We start from the raw sequence: 20,947 nt of genomic DNA, 5'->3' as shown, positions 1-20,947 counted from the left end.
TTTCTATAAAGACGTAAAGTTTTTTATGATTTTTTTTAAGCTAGTCTTGCATTTTAAAATCCACAGTGCTACTATTATTAAGTAATATTCAGTAAATATTTCATAAATTTATTGGGCCGTTAGCTCAGTTGGTAGAGCAGCTGACTCTTAATCAGCGGGTCGCGGGTTCGAGCCCCTCACGGCCCATTGGGTGCCAAACCCACGTCATCAGTACATTCTTGGCTACTTCGGTAGTTTCGAAAAGAGTGTACGTGATGACATTTTTTGTTTTTCGGATATATTCTTTTGATTGATCACTTAGTATTGTCCGGGGGAAAACTACGAATGAATGAACTCCGCCAAACCGTCAATTAATTAACCCACATTGCTTCCTCTAACAGATCTCTTCATCGCAACCAAATGATAGCGTTTACTTTATTAATAGAGCATTTATCGTTACAATCTAATTAAAGTTTCAATGAAACAAAGTAAGTCTAGCCCTTTTGACGTATTACCAGAGAAATTCGTACACCTTGGGATCCTATTTAGTTGATGAGACAGCCTTTTGCCAACCATTAACTAACTATTGGATCGTTTTATCAACTAGTGATTGGAGGAAAAAATTATGTGTGGACGTTATTTTTTTGATTTAGCATCCGATGAACTGAAAAAGTATTATGAACAAGTAAAGCCACAGGCAGAAAGTCAGCAAATCCACATTGGAAAAAATGAAATTTTTCCATCGAACCATGTAGTAACATTAGGTCTTAATCAAGAATCCGCTGTTGTGCCAGGTATCACTCGTTGGGGCTTTACCGGTTTTAAAAAAGGACAGCTAATGATCAATGCTCGAGCAGAAACAGTCGAAGAAAAAAAGACATTCTCTCACCCTTTCAAAGAGACTCGTTGTGTTTTCCCAATGTCGGGTTTTTATGAATGGGATTCTGACAAACACAAAGTAATGTTCACTGACAGTCAAACGTCCGTCCTTTATGTCGGTGGTTTTTATCGGATCCATAAAAATGAAGCTGGATTTGAAACCGAATCAATCATTTTGACCACTCAACCAAGTCAATCAGTGCTTCCCGTTCATGATCGCATGCCCTTAATCCTAGCAAAAGAACAGATTAAAGACTGGCTTAATGATTTAGATTTTGCAAGGAATCAGCTGACAGCGAAGATGCCTGAGTTAAGTCGACGAAATGTAGACGAAAACCATATATAACCAAAAACAAACATGTACTGAAAAATACAATGAGCAAAATGCTTCTCAGATACTTCGGTTTGTTTTGAAGTGTTGAAGCATCATAACATTATTCAAATATTTACAAAAAATTGAACGAGCACCTCAATACTAGCTGTCTTGCACAAAAACTTCTAATATATTGGTACAAAAAATGAAGCGTTCCAAAAATAGTAAAGACTATTTTCAGAACGCTTCATTATGATTTACTAGAGTTTGATCGAACTTTTCGTGATCAGTTACCTAAACATTATTCTTTCCAGCTATCGACTGTTTTTTGATTTTCTTTGATCCAGTCTTGCGCTGCTTGTTGTGGATCTTTTCCGTTATTGATTTCTAACATGACTTTTTCCATATCTTTTTCTGACCAGTGGAAATTATCTAAGACCTTATATGCTTCTGGTTGGTCTTCTTTTAATCCTTTGCGGACGATCGTATGGATTTCTTCAGCACTTCCCATGGCTTTTTTAGGATCTTCAAGATACTTCAAGTCATATTTAGCAAACATCCAATGTGGAGTCCAACCAGTAATAACGATTGGTTCTTTCTTTTTGATGGCTTGACCTAATGCCACTGTCATCGCACCTGAAGAAGAAGTTTCTACGGTCCAATCTTTTAAGTTGTCATATTGCTTGATTGTATTTTCAGCAGCATTGACGACTCCGGCACCAGGTTCAATACCGGTGATTTTCTTACCTGCTTGATTGGTTAATTCTTCAATTGAGTTGACATCCATATAGCTTGGAACAGCTAAGCCAACTTTAGCACCGGTTAAATTAGCACCTAGATCATTTATTTGGTCTTTGTACTGTGCATATTGGGAACCATGGGTTTTTGGTAACCAAGCAGCTACCATCCCATCTGATTCTCCTTTAGAAACAGATTCCCACATGATGGAATTATCTAATGGTGTGATCGACACATCATAGCCCATTCCTTTAAGTACTTCAGCAACTACATTCGTTGAAGCTACTTCAGTATCCCATTCTACATATGAAAGATTGATTTTTTTTGTTTCTTTGTTATTAGCTAAACTACCTAAGCCAATGGCACCTAAAATCACAACCACTACAGCTCCAATAATGATTCCTTGGCGTTTTTTACTTTTTTGTTTGTTCGCACCTGTCGCTTTTTTATTATTTGGTTGATTCAAATGTTGCGTAAAACGGTCAATGATGATCGCCAAGATAACTAAAGCTACCCCGTTAACAAATCCATTTCCGACTTGCGCACGTTGTAATGCTGACAAGACGCCACGACCTAATCCTGGCGCTCCAATCATTGAAGCAATCACGACCATTGAAAGTGACAACATGGTGGTTTGGTTGATCCCCGCCATGATCGTACTTTTAGCCAATGGTAATTCTAACTTGAACAGTTTTTGCCAACTGGTACTACCAAATGAATCAGATGCTTCCACCAATTCTTTTGGTACTTGGCGAATACCTAGATTTGTGAAACGAACAGTTGGTGGTAACGCAAAGATAACTGAGGCGAATACCCCTGGAACCATCCCAATCCCAAAGAATGCAACTGCTGGGATCAAGTAAACAAATCCTGGCATAGTTTGCATAAAGTCAAGGATCGGTTTGATGATACTTTGCGCTTTGCTGCTTTTTGCCATTAAGATTCCTAATGGTACACCAATAATGATGGAGATCATACTAGACAATAAGACAAGTGTCACAGTATTCATCAAATCAGACCATAACCCTTGATTGTAAATAAACCATAGACCGATCAACGTAAACAAGGTCAGTCCTGGACGTTTCTTAGAGATAAAGAATGCAACGACTGTTAATAAAAGGATGAACACTGGTGCTGGAATAACTAATAATAAATTAGTGATCCCAGACATCACTGCTTGCCCGATCGTTTGTAGAAAAGCAAATAATCCTGCAAACGTAGTCGTAAACCATTCTGTCAATTTTTCAACCCAATCTGCTACGGGTAATTGATAGTTTAATAAATTATTCATGTTCATTCACCTCACCTGATTCTGCTAATGCTTCAATCACACTTCCTCGAATGACAACCCCTTTAAGTTTACCGTTGTCAACGACTGCTAGTGGCGTCGGTGAATCATAAATAATATTGAAGATATCACTGACAATCATGTCTTTCCCAATGACAGTGACATTTTCATCTAAGAAATCAATCAACGGCCGTTTTTGGCGTCTGGCTTCTAGCGCTTGATCAGCTGTAATGATTCCTTTTAAGTTTCGTTTTCTATCGACTGCCATCAACATACTTACTTCTTCGTTGCGCATTCGAGTCAATGCAACATTCGGACCATCTGATTCAATATTTGTAGTCAACGCTGGAACCATGATATTTTGAGCTGTTAAGACTTTGGAACGGTCCACTTCCTCCACAAATTCTCGAACATAATCGTTAGCAGGATTCGTTAAGATTTCTTCCCCTGTGCCGATTTGCATGATTTCACCATCTTTCATCAATGCAATACGGTCACCGATTCGCAACGCTTCGTTTAGATCATGGGTGATGAAAATGATCGTTTTTTGGACATTTGATTGTAATTCGAGTAGTTCATCTTGCATTTCACGGCGAATCAACGGATCAAGAGCAGAAAAAGCTTCATCCATCAATAAAATCTCTGGATCGTTGGCTAATGCTCGAGCTAGCCCAACACGTTGTTGCATCCCACCAGATAATTGATTTGGATATTGATCTTTAAATGAAAGCAAACTTGAGTTTTCAAGTGCTTGTTCTGCTTTTTGTTGGCGTTCTTCTTTCGGAACTCCTCGAACTTCTAAACCATATTCCGTATTTTCTAAGATCGTACGATGTGGAAATAACCCAAAGTTTTGGAAAACCATATTGATCTTGTGACGACGAACTTCACGAAGTTCTTCTTTACTCAATTTTGAGATGTCTTCTCCATCGATATAGATGTTTCCTGCTGTTGGTTCGATCAAACGATTCAATAATCGAATCAAGGTTGATTTCCCACTACCGGAAAGACCCATGATAACGAATATTTCGCCTTCTTGAACATCAAAGCTAGCATCGTACACACCGACCGTTGCGCCGGTTTTTTTCAATATATCTGTCTTCGGTTGATGATTCTTCATCATTTCTAAAGCTACTTGTGTCTTTTTACCAAATATTTTTGTTAAATTTTTTACTTCTACCTTTACCAAACAAATTTCTCCTTTTTTATGTTTATGTAAATTCATTTTACTTTCTGAAAAAAGTGACCACACTATACTAACATCGTGTAGTCACTTTGTCAAAAAGGAGACTTTTTTGTTTGCTTCCAAAATAAAAAAAACTTGAATAAAGCCCTAGCGGTTAGGCTTATTCAAGATTAAAATTTGATGATAAAAAATAATTAAAGGACTAGTTTTCTGGATAGAAGAAATTAGTCATTCTTTGTAAGGTAAATTCGTTTCCAATGAAATGTACAGTGTCACCCGCTGTGAATTTGGCATACGGTCCAGGTGAAACGAGCAACTCTTCTTTATGGGAAATCGCAATCACTGTCGCTCCTGTTGCTTGCCAAATATTCAACTCGCTGATGGAGCGGTCAAGATGGGTCGCTTCTTTCGTCAACGTTAATTCAAATGGCAATAAAGGATTCATCTTATGTATCCGTTTCGTTTGACTGACTAATTGATCTAATAATTGTGAAAAATGATCCAATTCTTCTTGTTGCTTTTCTACACTTGCCATAATTTCGGCTTTTGTTTCTTGGATCGATTGAACATCTTGGTATTGCAATAAAAAATCTTTGGCTTTCTCTTTTGAGGCAACGAATGCCCCACTGCCATGGCGAACCTCCATGATCCCTAGATCAACTAGCACATTGATTGCTTTTCTTGTAGTTTCAGGAGAAGCATTATATGTACTTGCTAAAGTGGATCTCGCATGGATCTTCTCCCCTACCTGATAACGGTTTTCCACGATTCGTTCAGCCAGATCAACTGCGATTTGTTGGTATCTTGGACGAACAATTTTTTTCTTTCCTGCCATTTATTCTCCTCTTCCTTCTCTTTTTCAGTTACATCTTACTATGGGAAATCAAAATAAGCAAAAAATCTTAAAAAGGTTTTAAGTCTGTTCCTTGGAGAAAAATCAAAAGAAGCAGAATCAACCACAAAAAAAACAACGAACGATGAACTGTTTTTCGATCATCACTCGTTGTTTTTATCATCTCACATCCGTTAGATTTTCTTTACTGGGCAAGCACTTTTACAGTCATCACACGTTTTTCCAGATTTGATACGTGAAAATACAATATAACCAGCACTGCCAAAGATCAATACACTTAATAAAAAAGTCGCCATTTAATTTCCACCTTCTAATGATAACGTCAAAATTTCTTGTTTCTTCTGCTGCTTTTTCAATAAAGCGTAACCTAATCCAATCAGAACCATACCTGCTAAATAAGTCGAAAATACGATAGAGCCGCCTTCTAATAAATGAGCGAACTGATAAATCATGAAGCTTACCAAGTAAGCAAACCCACATTGATAGCCAACTGCGATCAGTGTCCATTTCCTTGAATTCATTTCACGATGGATCGCACCGATTGCTGCAAAACAGGGAGCACAAAGCAGATTGAAGGACAATAAGGAATAAGCAGCAGCGGAAGTATACGTACCTTGTAATGCTTGCCAAATCTCTCGACCATTTTCCGCTACTTCTTTGTGCCCAAACAAAATACCAAAAGTCCCAATGACATTTTCTTTGGCCACTAATCCAGTGATCGTAGCTACTGTTCCTTGCCAATTCCCCCATCCTAGTGGTTGGAAAAGAGGAGCCACGACCCGACCAACACTTGCTAAGATACTTTGATCTTCCGTAACAGATTGACCAAGAAAGTTATACGAAGAAGTAAACCAAATCAAAATACTCGAAACAAAGATGATCGTTCCTGCTTTTTTGACGAATGATTTACTGCGGTCATAGGTTTGGCGTAAAATCGTTGTTCCTTGTGGAAAATGATACGCTGGTAGTTCCATAATAAATGGTGCGGTATCTCCAGCAAATAACTTCGTCTTCTTCAACATGATCCCTGATAAAACGATGGAAGACATACCTAGAAAATAAGCAGAGGGTGCTACCCAAGAAGTATGGGGGAAAAACGCTCCTGCAATCAAAGCAATGATTGGTAATTTAGCAGAACATGGCATAAACGTCGTGACCATAATCGTCAAGCGCCGATCTTGCTCATTTTCAATGGTTCGGCTAGCCATCACCCCTGGAACGCCACAACCTGTAGCAATCAACATAGGAATAAACGATTTCCCTGACAAACCAAATTTCCGAAATAAACGATCCATCACAAAAGCGATCCGTGACATGTAGCCACAATCTTCCAAGAAACTTAAACACAAGAACAAGACGATCAGCTGAGGTAGAAAGCCCAACACTGCGCCTACCCCTGCTATGATTCCATTGAGGATCAATTGTTGCATCCACTGTGCCACTTGCCAGTTGACCAGTACCTGTTCGACGTGTTGTGGCAACCAGCTGCCAAATAACGTGTCATTGATCCAATCGGTTCCCATTGTTCCGATTGTTTGAATCGCTAAATAATAGATCAGCCACATGACAAAAGCAAAAATTGGTAAAGCGAACCAGCGATTAGTAACGATTCGATCGATTTTATCACTGATGGACAAGCGAAATGAATCCGTAGACACGACACAAAGTGCAGTAAGTTGCGTTAGCCATTCATATCGTTCATTAATAACTATTGTTTCGCTATCTTCATCAAATAGTCTCTCTGTCAGACGAATCAGCTGCTCAATTTCTTTTTCTTGTTTTGTCGTTATTGTTTGTTTTTCCCATAACTGTGGATCACGCTCAAAATATTTGATGGCAGACCAGCGTTGAAAAGGCTGATCTTTTCCTAATATCTCTTCGATTTCATGGATTGCAGCTTCTAGTCGATCGTCATAATTAGTTAGTAAGGATACCTTCTGTTCTTTTGGCTGCTTGGAGGCATCAATGATTTTCTTCGTGAGTTTATCCAACCCTTCTTTTTTCAATACACTGATAGGAACCACAGGTATGCCTAAACCATAACTTAATTTTTCGACATTGATTTTTTTGCCATTTTTTTTAATGATATCCATCATATTCAGTCCGATAATGATGGGGATGCCTAGATCTAATAATTGTGCAGTCAGATAAAGATTTCTTTCTAAATTTGTGGCATCGACAATATTGATGATCAGATCAGGACATTCGTTGGTCAGATAATCTCTCGCAATTACTTCTTCAGGTGTATAAGGTGACAGGGAATAGATTCCAGGTAAATCTTGAATCTTGATTATCGGATTCTTCTTCATTTTTCCTTCTTTTTTTTCCACCGTTACCCCTGGCCAATTCCCTACGTATTGTTTAGCACCAGTTAAGGCATTGAATAAACTACTCTTTCCACTATTAGGGTTACCGACTAAAGCTACCTTCATTTTTTACACCTCTTTTTGCACAAGGATCAACATTGCTTCTTCTTTACGAAGCGTTAACTCATACCCTCGCAAGGTAATTTCTAACGGATCTCCTAGTGGTGCTAATTTTCTTACGGTCAAAGGAACATTTTTCGTTACACCCATATCCATCAAACGCCGTTTAACAGCGCCTTTTCCATGTATCCCTACAACGATTCCTCGTTCTCCAACAGTCAGTTGATCTAATGAAGTCCAGTTATCCTTAGAAAGTTCGTTCTTTTTCACTAAAATTTGTTTAAACAACTCTCGATCGATCGCGATCCGATTATTTTTTAGCAGGACGATTCCATTACTTCCTGATCGATTGATAACAACGAGTTTACTTCCAACGATTATACCGAGATTTTGCAAATGTTTTTTGACTGCTTCACTCGTTTGCAATTTTTCAATTTGGTAAACAAGATTTAGCTTCGCTTCTTCTAAAGGGACAGTGGCATCTAAAGATAAAGTAGCATCCAAATTCATAAATCGATTTTCATCTCCTTCTTGTGAAAAACATCATGATAGTTCTTTCTATTTATTTTTTCTATTATTTACTTCATTTATCAACATACATTGAGAATCATTCTCAATAAGAATACTCTCGTTACTTGATAAAGTCAACGAACGTTGTGATTTTATGAGCGAACTTTCATTTAACCACTTAATAAGGGAAATAAAAAAATCTTTTCGGGGATTTTTCCACAACCTTCACTGTACTAAAACAAGTATTTTTTCCCCTGTTACTTGTTTTCAGCTGTTTTTCAAAAACCACAAAACATAGTATTCCACAGTTTCCACAACACAAGATGTAGTGTTTGTTGTTTGACTTTTTTACTAATAGTTTTATACTATTCATTATAGATAAACAAGAGCTGTGGAGGAGGCAATACACATGAATGTCAAAATATTTTCTAAAAATAATTGTATGCAATGCAAGATGGTCAAACGCTTTTTAACTGACAACCAAATCGATTTTGAAGAAGTTAATATCGACGAACAACCAGATGCAATTGAATGGTTAAAAGCTCAAGGATTCCAAAGTGTTCCTGTCATTACGTCAGATGCACAAACGGTGATCGGGTTTCGACCAGATCAACTTCGCAAACTTGCTAGTTAGTCACCAGTCAATCGAAATGGAAAAGAACGTAGAATTGGATTTGATGGAATTGAGGCACTTGTTTTTGCCGTAAACTCCCCAAATCCTTTTTTACAGCACGAAACAATATTCACTATCAAAATATGGAATGAAGGTTGGGCGTACTTATGAGTCTTAAGCAGTTAAAAGATGTTAGTTACTTTAAATTAAACAATGAAATCAATCGACCAGTAAATGGTCAGATCCCGCTAAATAAAGATAAAGAAGCGCTAACCGCTTTTTTTGAAGAAAATGTCAAACCAAACACGATGACGTTTGCAACAGCAATGGATAAAATCAATTATTTGATTGAAAACGACTATTTAGAGTCAGAATTTATCCAACTGTACTCTGCTGAATTTATTGAATCACTTTATCAATTTTTAGCAGAACAACACTTTACCTTTAAATCATTTATGGCTGCCTACAAATTTTATTCACAATATGCGTTAAAAACGAATGATGGGACTGCTTATCTTGAATCTTATGAAGATCGAGTAGCTTTCAACGCACTTTATTTTGCTAATGGTGATGAACAATTAGCGTTGTCTTTAGCAGATGAAATGATCCACCAACGTTACCAACCTGCTACCCCTTCTTTCTTAAATGCCGGTCGGAAACGTCGTGGAGAACTCGTTTCTTGTTTCTTGACACAAGTAACTGATGATATGAACTCTATCGGTCGTTCGATCAACTCTGCTTTACAACTATCACGTATCGGTGGTGGTGTTGGGATCACTCTTTCAAACCTACGTGAAGCGGGTGCACCGATCAAAGGTTATGAAGGAGCAGCAAGTGGTGTTGTCCCTGTTATGAAATTATTTGAAGATAGTTTTAGCTATTCAAACCAATTAGGTCAACGTCAAGGTGCTGGTGTCGTTTATTTGAACGTCTTCCACCCAGATATCATTGCTTTTCTTTCTGCCAAGAAAGAAAATGCAGATGAAAAGATCCGAGTAAAGACACTTTCACTTGGTGTAATCGTTCCTGATAAATTTTACGAGTTAGCTCGTAAAAATGAAGAAATGTATCTTTTCAGTCCTTATAGTGTGGAAAAAGAATATGGCGTGCCATTTTCTTATGTCGACATCACTGCTGAGTATGATCATTTAGTAGCGAATCCTAATATTCGGAAACAAAAAATCAAAGCACGTGAACTTGAAAATGAAATTTCGAAATTACAACAAGAATCCGGTTATCCTTATATCATCAATATTGATACAGCTAATCGTGAAAATCCAGTTGACGGAAAGATCATCATGAGTAACTTGTGTTCGGAAATCCTACAAGTTCAAACACCTTCTGTTATCAATGGAAAACAAGAATATGAAGTATTAGGAACGGACATCTCATGTAATCTCGGTTCGACTAACATCGTTAACTTGATGGACAGCCCTGATTTTGGTCAGTCTGTGCGTACGATGACACGGGCATTGACTTACATCACAGATGCTTCCGATATCGATGTTGTCCCTCCAATCCAAAATGGAAACAAATTGAATCATACGATCGGACTAGGCGCAATGGGCTTACACACTTTCTTTGCGAAGGAACAAATGGCGTATGGCTCTGAAGAATCCTTAGATTTCACAAATATTTACTTTATGCTTTTAAATTACTGGACATTAGTTGAAAGTAATACGATTGCTCGTGAAAGAAAACAAGTCTTCCATAACTTTGAAAAATCTGCTTATGCAGATGGAAGCTATTTTGATAAATATGTTACTGGAGAATTCCAACCAAAATCTGATAAAGTAAAAGCTTTATTTGAAGGAATCTTTATTCCAACTGCTGAAGATTGGGAAAACTTAAAACAAGCGATCATGACCGATGGTTTATACCATCAAAATCGTCTAGCTGTAGCACCGAATGGTTCGATTTCTTATATCAATGACACTAGTGCAAGTATTCATCCGATTACACGCATGATCGAAGAGCGTCAAGAAAAGAAAATCGGGAAAATCTATTACCCAGCGCCTTATCTGTCAAATGAAACAATTCCTTACTATACTTCAGCTTATGACATGGACATGCGAAAAGTCATTGACATTTACGCAACTGCTCAACAACATGTAGATCAAGGAATGAGTTTAACCCTATTTATGCGTTCTGAAATCCCAGAAGGTCTATATGAATGGAAAACAACGACTAAACAAACAACACGTGATTTGAATATCTTACGTCACTACGCTTTCCATAAAGGAATCAAATCAATTTATTACGTTCGGACGTTTACTGATGATGCAGAAGAAATCGGCAGCAATCAATGTGAAAGTTGTGTCATCTAAAACAAGTAAGCAAAAAATGAACAGACAGGTAATTTAAATAAAGGAGCATTTCTCATGTCAGAAACTTACTATGAAGCAATAAACTGGAATGAAATTGAAGATATCATTGATAAATCTACGTGGGAGAAACTAACTGAACAATTTTGGTTAGATACCCGTATTCCTTTGTCTAATGATTTAGATGACTGGCGGACACTGTCACAGTTAGAAAAAGATACGGTTGGCCATGTCTTCGGTGGACTGACTTTACTCGATACCGTCCAATCAGAAAGCGGAATGGATCAGCTGCGTAAGGATGTCCGTACGCCGCATGAAGAGGCTGTATTGAACAATATCCAATTTATGGAATCGGTCCATGCAAAAAGCTATTCTTCCATTTTTAGTACATTGAATACAAAAAAAGAAATCGAAGAAATCTTTGAATGGACGAATACAAATCCTTATTTACAAAAAAAAGCGGAACGTATCAATGAAATCTACAAAAATGGCACACCTTTAGAAAAGAAAATCGCTAGTGTGTTCTTAGAAACATTCTTATTTTATTCCGGCTTTTATACTCCTCTTTATTATTTAGGAAATAATAAGTTAGCGAATGTAGCAGAAATCATCAAATTGATTATTCGAGATGAATCTGTTCATGGGACTTACATTGGCTACAAATTCCAATTAGGTTACAATGAACTATCAGAAGAAGCACAAGAACAGTTAAAAGACTGGATGTATAATTTATTATATGAATTGTACGAAAATGAAGAACGTTATACCGAGGAACTGTATGATCCAATCGGTTGGACGGAAGAAGTAAAAACATTCTTGCGCTACAATGCCAATAAAGCATTGATGAACCTGGGAATGGATCCACTTTTTCCAGATACAGCGAATGATGTCAATCCAATCGTGATGAACGGTATCTCTACCGGTACCAGCAACCATGATTTCTTCTCACAAGTGGGAAATGGCTACCTCTTAGGGCATGTAGAAGCAATGCAAGATGACGATTATTTGATTGGTTTAGATGACTAAATAGGAAAAGAACGTTTAAGCGTTGGGTTGTCCCCACCTTAAACGTTCTTTTTTATGTGCTTTTTCTCAGTCAATCATTTGATATGTTCATGAAACTAAATATGGAAAATTCTCTCTGCATACTGGTCTTCGATTTTTAGGTTTCGTTCGTGTCCCCCATCGATATTCGCACTTAAATAAACTGGCGGTTCAAAACCTTGAGCAACCATTCGCTCAATGGCTTCTAACATCGTTTGTTGGAGTAACAATGTAGCCGCATATGTCGAAGTCCCGCATACTTTGGTCTCTAATCCATCAACAGGTAATACCGCATCACCATAAACAGAGTGGTTATCTAAAACAACATCCGCAAATTCATACAATAACTTTCCACTTTCATGTCGTGAAGTGGATGCTTTAGAGGCAGCCAATGCCGTGACCACGATCAATTTATTTCCACGCTTTTTGATTTCCTCAGCCATTTCAATTGCCATGGGGTTTCTTCCAGAATTAGAAATCAGGAAAAAGACATCATTGGGATGGATGGACACTTTGTGCATGAGTGTTCGTCCGACACCAGCATGTTGTTCATACATGCCCCCCGCAGGATCTAAAATCAGTTTTGACGGTATCAATCCACCTGCACGCCCACTGATTTCTAGCGCTGCTGCATGGGAATGTCCGCTACCAAAAGCCTGCGTAATCCCACCGTTCATAATTCCATCGGTTACGATTTGGGCTGCTTTCGTTATATTTTCTGTTTTATACTTCTCTAATGTTTCAGTTAATTTTTTACATTCTTCAAAAAATGCGAGTGTCATAAGGCTCTCTCCTTTTTATGATTATTCCTCATTTAGTTAGAAAATCACATGATTCCGAATACTCTTAATAAAATCGATAACACCATGATCGCTAAAATCGCTCTTGTTGAATTAAAGTATTTTTTGCCTAACAACCAATAAATGACACCCACTAAAAGGGCTGGAATCATCATCGGCATGATCTGATCTAGTGTTTCTTGAAGGTTAAGTTCGACATCTCCCGTTTTAAAGGTCCAAGTAATTTGGGCATTGATCACCGATGGAATCATGGCACCAATCACTGTGACCCCTAATAAAGTGGCAGCATTGGTCAATGCATTCAAATGTCCGGACATACTAGTCACTAATTTCACGCCTTGAGTATAACCTATTCTTACAGAGAAAAATCGAAAGACTAAAATCGCCAGATTTACTAATACCCAAACAGCAACTCCGATCGCGTTTCCTTGTAGAGCTAAATAGGAAGCCACTGAACCAAAAACAGTTGGGAACAATACTCCAAAAATCGTATCCCCGACACCAGCAAATGAACCCATTAATCCAGTTTTCAAACTAGACACCGTATCTTTTGATTGTTTGCCTTCCGCTTCTTCAGTAGCGATATCGATTCCCAAAATAAAACCGCCCATATGTGGTGTTGTATTAAAAAATTGACTTTGCATGTTCATCATGGCAATCTTGGTTTCTTCATCGTCGCCGTAGAGTTTTTCGATGATCGGTAACATGGAGTACAAATAGCCCCCACCCATCATTCGCTCATAGTTCCAAGACAATTGGCTACCATACAACCAATTGATACTTACTTTATCTAGGTCTTTTTGATTAATCTTCGTACTCATCAGCACTTAATCCTCCTTTTCCATTTGCATCAGCTTGAGCCACTTGTGTCAGATTGTTTTGCTTTCCAATCAAATTCTTAAATTGTAAAATGGCTAAAGCCAATCCTAATAAAGCCACGCCAAACATAGGCATCTTTAAGTAAGCAACTGCCAAAAACCCAATCATCAAGTACGTAATGAAATTTTTAACTGGTAAAAATCTTAATAAAATGGCGATACCGACTGCTGGTAACATGCCTCCTGCAACTGCCAACCCACCAGTCAACCATTCTGGAATTACATCTGAAACAATTTGAATCACTCGGTCACCAAAACTAAAGACGATAAAAATAGGAACGCCTCGTGATAATCCCCAACTCATTGCTCCCAACAAGTGATAAATTCTTATTTTTTTAGTATCAGCTAAACGAATATTTTTATCGATTCTCTTTTGAAAGAACACATTGCAAAAACGAGCAAAAATATCTAACTGGATCATCAACAATGCTACTGGAACAGCTAATCCGATACCAAATTCCACACCTCTTCCACTCGTAATCGCAAAAACAGTTCCTACGATCGAAGCGGTCATATAATCTGGGACACTTGCTCCTCCATAAGCTTGAATCCCCAATCCCATTAATTGCAATGTCGCACCTACTGCCAATCCAGTGGTCAGATCCCCCATTACTAAACCTGTAATGGTACCTACGATCAGTGCTTGGTTAGCAATCACATTGATCCCTAAATTTTCGATGATGACATAAAATCCTAACAGTGATAATACGATGATTTGCCAAATTTCTATATTCATTCGTTCCCCCTACTTTCCGTAAAATTGTGAAAATCGTTTTTCTTCTTCCATTGGTACCATTTGTGCCGTCACAACGACTCCTGCTTTTTCCAACTCTAAAATCTTCGCAATTTCTGCTTCGGTTAAAAAGACGGATTTTTTGATTTGAAGGGTTCCTTCTCTCGAACTGGCATTGCCTAAATTAAATGATTCAATTGGTACACCCGCATCGATCAAATCAAAGATCGTTTGAATCTTTTTGGTAAGCAACATGATTTTTTGATCTTGATAAATCCCTTCTTTTAACCGTTTCGCAGCGGTAACCGTTTTCAATATACTCAATTTGATACCACCAGGAACAGCAGCTTTTAAAGAGGCCTTAGCAATTGGATCATTGACCACTCCATCATCAACGATCATAACTCTTGTTGTTCCCATTTTCCCTAACCAAAGTGTCGCTACTTGACCATGGATCAACCGTTCATCCAATCGGACATGGCTGATCCCCAATTCACTCATTTTGTTGGAAACGGAAGCCACAACTGATGGCTCAGTCTCTGCTGTGTTCGATGGTAAATCCGCTGCGGTGCTTCCAAGGGACGTTTTAATCCCTTGAACACCGACGGTCGAAATGGTCTGAACGATTTCATTCAGCGAAGCCTTAGGATTAAAGCGTTCGCTATAAGCTTGAAGCAGCATCGGAATATTCAAACCAGAAACAATTTCGATTTTTCTGCTTCCTTCTTCTTTCAGCTGGTTCAGCTGATTAAAAGGTGTCCCACTCCATAGATCAACTAAACACAACAGTTCATCATCAACGGAATACTTCGCTAACACCTGTTCCACTTGGTGGCGAAACTCTTCTGGACTATTTTCAGGCATCAATACACACACATCTACCTGTTCTTGTTCTCCAAAGATCATGTCTCCCGTTTGTTTTACGCCTAAAGCGAACTCGCCATGGCTTGCAAGAATAATGCCGATACTCATTTTTCTTCCTCCTTTAGTGTTAATTCAATCACTGGGATCAATTCATTTGGTTCTTTAATCGGAATGTTTAGCATCAACATGCTCGGGTCAAGCGCCTCCTTCACATGAACTTCAGTAATCTCTTTGTATAAATTAGTTGTCGCTTTTCTTTCTCCTCCTAAATGCTTCGTATCGACAAAACGAATCTCGGAACCATCATTGAGCAGTTTCGCAAACTTCACTTTCCCACCTAATTCTGGTAATAAAATTGTTCGATAAGGCCAACTAAAAATGTGAAGATATAATTTATTTCCTTTTTGAGTGTATCGGCAATCTTGAGGTGGTGTAAAACTAGATAACCCCGCACCGTAAATCGCTTTTCCATGTTTTCGTAGCCATTGACCAACAGAACTTAAAATGCTATCGCTATTGTCATCCCACTCTCCTCGTGCGTTTGGTCCAATATTCATCGTGAAATTCCCACCTTTGGAGACAGTATCCACTAGTTGTTTCGCTACCATTTCACTCGTTTTGAAATTAAGATTGTCCCGATCGTAACCCCAACTATTATTTAAGGTTTGAACGGTTTCCCATACCTCTTCTTCGTTGTCCATTGCCTTACTTCTAGCAAATTGTTCTGGGGTAAGTACACCACGATGTAAGTCTAACCGGTCATTGATCAAAATATTGGGTTGAATCTCATGGATCATTTTTTCTAATTCAACACTTCCCCAATCTTGCGCCCCTTTACCGACCGAAGTCCCCCAATCTCTGCTTTTATAAGAAAAATCAAACCATAGATAGTCAATCGTACCGTAACTTGTCAATAATTCTCTGACTTGATTCGCCATAAATTGGCGATAATTTTCCATGTTGCCAGGATGTTGTTCGATATAGGTTGGATTATTTCTCATTGGATGATAGCCATCTACTAAGAAATCTGGATGATGCCAGTCTAATAAAGAATAATAAAGACCAATTTTGATCCCCACTTCACGAAATGCTTCAATCAATTCTCCTAACAAATCTCTTTGATACGGTGTTTTTCCTATGTGATATTCTGTTTCTTTCGTATGCCATAAACAAAAGCCATCATGATGTTTTGCTGTAATAATGACATACTTAAAACCTGCTTCTTTGGCTTTTTGAGCCCATTCATGTGGATCTAATAAATCAGGATCGAATTGATCCAGATATTTTTGGTAATCTGCTACACTGATTTCTTCTAAAGTCTGGACCCATTCATGTCTTCCTGCCACTGAATACAATCCGAAATGAATAAATAAACCATATCGACTCTCAGAAAACCATTTTCGTTCACTATTTACACTCATTTTTTTCCTCCGTTAACATTTCTATTTGATTTAACCAAAGTATAACGAGCAATTTAAAACGTTTCCATACTTGAATAATTTGTTGACATTTATTCAAAAAATGATTCACGCGAAAATATGTAAGCGTTCTATTGTATGATTATAACCGAAGCAGATTTGCTATCCACTTAGAAAAGGAGGAAAAATCTATGAGTACGATCTTAGCCTTTGATTTAGGTGCTACCAGTGCGCGAGGTATCGTTTTTTCCTTAATGAATGGTCAAATCAAGGAAGAAAAAGTTTATCGTTTCACTGATTACCAAGTGATTGATCCCAACAAAGATGAAATCCATTGGAATATTGAGAAAATCATGACGAATATCAAGGAAATCATTACTTTAGCAACTACAGAATATGTCATTGAAAGTATCGGCATCGATACATGGGGCTGTGATTTTGGTTTGATAGATAAAAAAGGACAGCTAGTGCTACCACCACTTTGCTATCAAACTATGCTGAAAGAACCTAATTTACATTATGGTGGGGATTTACCAACTCACTTTCACGAACGTACAGGGATTCCAAATGCATCGATCAATACCAGTTCCCAACTACTCTACTTGAAAGAACATTATCCTGAGCAGCTAAATAAAGCAAGTACTCTTTTGATGATGCCTGATCTGATCCATTTTTTATTAACAGGTACGATCTTAACAGAATCTTCGATCGCCTCAACGAGTCAATTATTCGATATCGATAAACATCAATGGGCATCCGACCTTATTGAACAATTAGGGATTTCCCCTTCCTTGTTCTCAACGATCGTTCTTCCATATACAAAAATCGGTTTGATAAATCTAGCCGAAAAACAACTTCCGATTCATTCGGTGATGTCCCATGATACTGCTAGTGCGATCTTTGCTTTACCAACCAACGATCACTCTTGTTTCTTTTTATCCTCTGGCACCTGGTCTGTTCTAGGAGAAAAATCAGAAAGAGGAATTTTGGTCAATCACCCATTAGATACGAACTATTCTTATGAACAAGCCGGTGATGGAAAAATATTAAAACTCAAAAACATGTTAGGAATGTGGTTCATTGAGGAAGCTTTAGCGTTCAGCAATCAAACCCAGTCAATCACGATCCAACAGATCCAAGACATGCTACTTACTGCTGAGCCGATTCATTTTTTCTTTGATAACGAACATCCTGAATTTTTGAGTAAAGGTCAATTTGTAAAAAAATTGCAGCAATACGGAAACCAACATCATTTTTCATCAATTGAAGAGCCACAACAATTGTTTTTAGCCATCTATCAAAATCTAGCATTTAAATACGCTGAAACGTTCGATAAATTAGCAGGTTCCGCTCCTTTCACTAAGCTATATTTATTTGGTGGTGGGAGTAAATCACACTTTTTGACTCAACTAACAGCCAATTTAACGCAAACGACGATAGAGGTCTGCTATTCTGAAAATTCAGCTTTAGGTAATGCGTTAGCCCAATTTTTAGCGATCAAAGCAATCAAAAATAGAGAGGAATTAGTTACGCTCGTCACAGAAAATTATCCACCAATTTCTTTTTTTCCAGAAACTTCGACACCCTTTAACCAAACTTATATCAACTATAAACAATTTATGAGGAGGAACATCAATGAATTATCCTAAAATCGGCATTAGACCCACGATCGATGGCAGACAAGGAGGCGTCCGTGAATCATTAGAACAACAAACGCTGGACATGGCGCGTCGAGCAAAAGAATTGATCGAATCATCCCTTTATTACATGGACGGCACTCCAGTACAGTGCGTTTTACCAGAACAAACGATTGGCGGTTACGCCGATGCCAGCTTTGTTGACGATGATTTTGCCCGTCAAGATGTGGTCGCTACCTTAACGGTGACACCTTGCTGGTGCTATGGCACAGAAACGATCGATTTACGACCAGATACCTTTAAGGCGATTTGGGGATTTAATGGTACAGAACGACCAGGAGCTGTTTACTTAGCTGCCGCTATGAGTGGCTATGCGCAAAAAGGAATCCCTGCCTATAAGATCTATGGTGAACAAGTCCAAGATAGTGACGACAAGTCGATTCCCGCTGACGTCCAAGAAAAAATCTTACTCTTTGCACGTGCGAGTGTGGCTGCCGGGGAAATGAAAAACAAATCTTATGTGAATATCGGTGCTTCTTCAATGGGAATTGCCGGTAGTCAAATCAATCAAACCTTTTTTGAAAAATATCTAGGAATGCAAGTTGAATATGTGGATATGACTGAAGTCTTACGTCGAATCGAACTAAATATCTTTGATCCGAAAGAATATGACACCATTAGAACTTGGATCAAACAATATTGTCAGGAAGGAATCGATATCAATGCAGGCAAGTCATTCCCTGAAGTCATTACAAAATCACGCTATATCGCTGAAGAAGATCAGTGGGACTTTATTGCCAAACAAACCCTAATTGTTCGTGATCTTTTATTTGGCAACCCTGAACTAGCAAAATTGGGTTGGCTGGAAGAAGCAAAAGGCAGAAATGCCATTGCTGGAGGGTTCCAAGGACAACGACAATGGACCGACTGGCTACCCAATGGTGATTTTATGGAATCTATTTTAACCAGTACTTTTGACTGGAACGGCCCTAAACAACCCGTCTCATTCGCTACTGAAAATGATACCTGTAACGCTGCTGCTATGTTATTTGGCTCTTTATTGACTAATAAAGCACCGATTTTTTCCGATGTCAGAACCTATTGGAGTGCGGAGTCAGTGGAAAGAATCACTGGGCACAAATTAACGGGTAAAGCACAACATGGCTTAATCCATCTACTGAATTCAGGTGCGAGTGCTTTAGATGGCAGTGGTGGAAGTATCGATCACGAAGGTAATCCAACAATGAAAGAATTTTGGAATATGACGAAAACCGATATCCAAGCCTGCTTGGAAAAAACAAAATGGTGTCGTGCTAATTATGAATACTTTAGAGGCGGTGGCTTCTCCAGCCAATATCATCTACAAGCAGAATTACCTTTAACGCTCATTCGTTTGAATATCGTTGAGGGTGTGGGACCAACTTTACAAGTAGCAGAGGGTTATTCCTGTTCATTACCTGATGAAGTCCATGACATCTTAAACGAACGAACCGATCAAACATGGCCAACACTCTGGTTTGCACCAAACTTAGGTGAAAAAGGCTTTGAAGATGTGTATACGATGATGAACCACTGGGGAAGCAACCATGGCGCTAGTGTCCACGGTCACGTAGGCGCAGAACTACTGACATTAGCCAGTATGCTTCGCATTCCCGTTTCACTTCACAACGTACCTAGTGAAAAAATCTTTAGACCCCACGCCTTTTCTGGTTTCGGAACAAAAGATTTAGAAGCAGCTGATTTCAATGCTTGCCAATCATTTGGCCCCTTTTATAAATAAGATGATGGAAGAAGGATTATGATGTATTCAATACAAAAACAAGAATTGATCGATTATGGAAATAAATTAATAGCAGATGGCTATACCTTAGGAACAGGCGGAAATTTAAGTACGTATATCCGACAAGATGAAGTGATGCTCATCACGCCTTCTGGAATCCCATTTGATAAAATCGAATTACCTGACATCGTGACTATGCGATTAGATGGAACGATCGTTCAAGGTCATCGTCGTCCTTCCAGTGAATGGCGAATGCACGGAATCATGTATGAAAAGCGGGAAGATCTAGACTATATCATCCATGGTCACACGATTTATTCCACTGCGCTAGCGGTCCTCAGACAACCATTGCCTGCATCACATTACATGATTGCTGTTGCCGGTAAAGATGTTCGTTGTGCAGACTATGCTTCATTTGGCACGGAAGAATTATCTCTAAATGCCTATGAAGCCATGAAAGATCGAAAAGCCGTTTTATTAGCAAATCATGGCGTTTTGACTGGTGGAAAGACAATGACTGAAGCCTTTGCCGTTTTAGAAGAATTAGAATATTGTTCAAAAGTCCATATCATAGCTTCAAGTGTTGGCAAACCAACCTTGATGTCCGAAGAAGAAATGGCAAATATGGCGATTCGTTTTAAAACGTACGGACAAAAATAAGTTTCTTGTGGTACACTTTAGTCA

General features: G+C 38.4%; 18 protein-coding genes and 1 tRNA gene. 8 read left to right on the top strand and 11 right to left on the bottom strand.

Annotated features, from left to right (window positions below; genetic code table 11):
• Positions 1-113 precede the first annotated feature (113 nt).
• Positions 114-186, top strand: a tRNA-Lys gene (locus AB3H93_RS00825).
• Positions 187-604: 418 nt separating this feature from the next.
• Positions 605-1,204 carry an SOS response-associated peptidase gene (locus AB3H93_RS00820; RefSeq protein ID WP_368019970.1) on the top strand — a complete coding sequence of 200 codons (600 nt, stop codon included), beginning with the start codon at positions 605-607 and terminating at the stop codon, positions 1,202-1,204.
• A 268-nt stretch (positions 1,205-1,472) separates the two neighbouring features.
• On the opposite strand, the gene AB3H93_RS00815 is transcribed toward AB3H93_RS00820, so the two are convergent.
• The 6 genes from AB3H93_RS00815 to AB3H93_RS00790 all read right to left on the bottom strand — a co-directional run bounded on the left by AB3H93_RS00815 (position 1,473) and on the right by AB3H93_RS00790 (position 8,172).
• The gene (locus tag AB3H93_RS00815) at positions 1,473-3,200 is read right to left on the bottom strand and encodes an ABC transporter permease/substrate binding protein (protein ID WP_010720060.1); all 1,728 of its coding nucleotides are present in this window, start codon (positions 3,198-3,200) and stop codon (positions 1,473-1,475) included.
• Positions 3,193-4,386, bottom strand: coding sequence for a glycine betaine/L-proline ABC transporter ATP-binding protein (locus AB3H93_RS00810; protein ID WP_010720061.1), 1,194 nt, complete (start codon positions 4,384-4,386; stop codon positions 3,193-3,195). Before AB3H93_RS00810 ends, AB3H93_RS00815 begins: the two co-directional genes overlap by 8 nt.
• A 199-nt stretch (positions 4,387-4,585) precedes the next feature.
• Positions 4,586-5,218, bottom strand: a complete 633-nt coding sequence (locus tag AB3H93_RS00805; RefSeq protein ID WP_010720062.1) for a GntR family transcriptional regulator — start codon at positions 5,216-5,218, stop codon at positions 4,586-4,588.
• Between the two features lie 191 nt (positions 5,219-5,409).
• Complete coding sequence (locus tag AB3H93_RS00800; RefSeq protein WP_207432769.1) at positions 5,410-5,532, bottom strand: FeoB-associated Cys-rich membrane protein; 123 nt, start codon at positions 5,530-5,532, stop codon at positions 5,410-5,412.
• Positions 5,533-7,668, bottom strand: a complete 2,136-nt coding sequence (feoB, locus tag AB3H93_RS00795; protein WP_368019969.1) for a ferrous iron transport protein B — start codon at positions 7,666-7,668, stop codon at positions 5,533-5,535.
• Between the two features lie 3 nt (positions 7,669-7,671).
• Positions 7,672-8,172 carry a ferrous iron transport protein A gene (locus tag AB3H93_RS00790; RefSeq protein WP_053765768.1) on the bottom strand — a complete coding sequence of 167 codons (501 nt, stop codon included), beginning with the start codon at positions 8,170-8,172 and terminating at the stop codon, positions 7,672-7,674.
• A 409-nt stretch (positions 8,173-8,581) separates the two neighbouring features.
• On the opposite strand from AB3H93_RS00790, the gene nrdH reads away from it, so the two are divergent.
• From nrdH to nrdF, 3 genes are all read left to right on the top strand, one after another.
• The gene (gene nrdH, locus AB3H93_RS00785) at positions 8,582-8,806 is read left to right on the top strand and encodes a glutaredoxin-like protein NrdH (protein ID WP_010738447.1); all 225 of its coding nucleotides are present in this window, start codon (positions 8,582-8,584) and stop codon (positions 8,804-8,806) included.
• Between the two features lie 146 nt (positions 8,807-8,952).
• Positions 8,953-11,112 carry a class 1b ribonucleoside-diphosphate reductase subunit alpha gene (nrdE, locus tag AB3H93_RS00780; protein ID WP_010720067.1) on the top strand — a complete coding sequence of 720 codons (2,160 nt, stop codon included), beginning with the start codon at positions 8,953-8,955 and terminating at the stop codon, positions 11,110-11,112.
• 54 nt (positions 11,113-11,166) lie between these two features.
• The gene (gene nrdF, locus AB3H93_RS00775; protein ID WP_010720068.1) at positions 11,167-12,135 is read left to right on the top strand and encodes a class 1b ribonucleoside-diphosphate reductase subunit beta; all 969 of its coding nucleotides are present in this window, start codon (positions 11,167-11,169) and stop codon (positions 12,133-12,135) included.
• 95 nt (positions 12,136-12,230) lie between these two features.
• Here nrdF and AB3H93_RS00770 read toward each other — a convergent pair whose 3' ends face one another.
• From AB3H93_RS00770 to AB3H93_RS00750, 5 genes are read right to left on the bottom strand one after another with little or no spacing between them, the layout of a single operon-like run.
• Positions 12,231-12,935, bottom strand: coding sequence for an SIS domain-containing protein (locus AB3H93_RS00770; RefSeq protein WP_368019968.1), 705 nt, complete (start codon positions 12,933-12,935; stop codon positions 12,231-12,233).
• Between the two features lie 44 nt (positions 12,936-12,979).
• Entirely contained in the window at positions 12,980-13,774 is a 795-nt protein-coding gene (locus AB3H93_RS00765) for a PTS system mannose/fructose/sorbose family transporter subunit IID (RefSeq protein ID WP_010720070.1), read from the bottom strand.
• Positions 13,758-14,567 (bottom strand): PTS sugar transporter subunit IIC, encoded by an 810-nt coding sequence (locus AB3H93_RS00760; RefSeq protein ID WP_010720071.1) that lies wholly within the window; start codon positions 14,565-14,567, stop codon positions 13,758-13,760. The genes AB3H93_RS00765 and AB3H93_RS00760 overlap by 17 nt, the downstream gene beginning before the upstream one ends.
• A 9-nt stretch (positions 14,568-14,576) precedes the next feature.
• The gene (locus AB3H93_RS00755) at positions 14,577-15,536 is read right to left on the bottom strand and encodes a PTS mannose/fructose/sorbose transporter subunit IIAB (protein ID WP_088745399.1); all 960 of its coding nucleotides are present in this window, start codon (positions 15,534-15,536) and stop codon (positions 14,577-14,579) included.
• Entirely contained in the window at positions 15,533-16,849 is a 1,317-nt protein-coding gene (locus tag AB3H93_RS00750; protein WP_034699511.1) for an alpha-L-fucosidase, read from the bottom strand. The genes AB3H93_RS00755 and AB3H93_RS00750 overlap by 4 nt, the downstream gene beginning before the upstream one ends.
• A gap of 188 nt (positions 16,850-17,037) precedes the next feature.
• Here AB3H93_RS00750 and AB3H93_RS00745 point away from each other — a divergent pair, with 188 nt between their 5' ends.
• From AB3H93_RS00745 to AB3H93_RS00735, 3 genes are read left to right on the top strand one after another with little or no spacing between them, the layout of a single operon-like run.
• Entirely contained in the window at positions 17,038-18,495 is a 1,458-nt protein-coding gene (locus AB3H93_RS00745; protein WP_081127702.1) for a rhamnulokinase family protein, read from the top strand.
• Entirely contained in the window at positions 18,482-20,263 is a 1,782-nt protein-coding gene (locus tag AB3H93_RS00740) for an L-fucose isomerase (RefSeq protein WP_034699509.1), read from the top strand. The genes AB3H93_RS00745 and AB3H93_RS00740 overlap by 14 nt, the downstream gene beginning before the upstream one ends.
• Positions 20,264-20,284: 21 nt before the next feature.
• Positions 20,285-20,923, top strand: a complete 639-nt coding sequence (locus tag AB3H93_RS00735; RefSeq protein WP_010738454.1) for an L-fuculose-phosphate aldolase — start codon at positions 20,285-20,287, stop codon at positions 20,921-20,923.
• Positions 20,924-20,947 lie beyond the last annotated feature (24 nt).

The sequence above is a fragment of the Enterococcus sp. C74 genome (genome assembly GCF_040887125.1).
Classification (GTDB): domain Bacteria; phylum Bacillota; class Bacilli; order Lactobacillales; family Enterococcaceae; genus Enterococcus_B; species Enterococcus_B hirae.
The sequence above is the reverse complement of the archived record's forward strand: the minus strand, read 5'-3'. Positions and strand labels throughout refer to the sequence as shown.